Raw genomic sequence first — 272 nt, 5'->3', positions numbered from 1 at the left:
AGACCCCGCTCGGAGCGCCCCGACACCACCCACGGCACCGGCAACCCCACAAACCCGCCCCCGGCAGACGCCGAGACCGGCACCCCGTCCGCCGACCCGATCCGGTCAGCCTCGCCCCGAAGCTCCCCGTCCGACGCGTGCACGGACTCCGCCGCCGCAACCACCGGCTCCGCACCCGACGCGGTCACATGCCCCGGCGCCGGCTCCGGCTGTTCGAGGATCACGTGGGCGTTGGTGCCGGAGATGCCGAACGACGACACGCCCGCACGCCG

Annotated in this window: 1 protein-coding gene; it reads right to left on the bottom strand. The window is 75.4% G+C overall.

Translation table 11 applies throughout. The features are described from left to right. On the bottom strand, positions 1-260 hold a 260-nt coding region (locus ACFHW0_RS31945), incomplete at its 3' end, for a hypothetical protein (protein ID WP_416613346.1). Positions 261-272: the final 12 nt, after the last annotated feature.

Source organism: Micromonospora sp. LOL_025 (assembly GCF_048060285.1).
GTDB lineage: Bacteria > Actinomycetota > Actinomycetes > Mycobacteriales > Micromonosporaceae > Micromonospora.
This window is presented reverse-complemented; position numbering and strand designations above follow the sequence as displayed.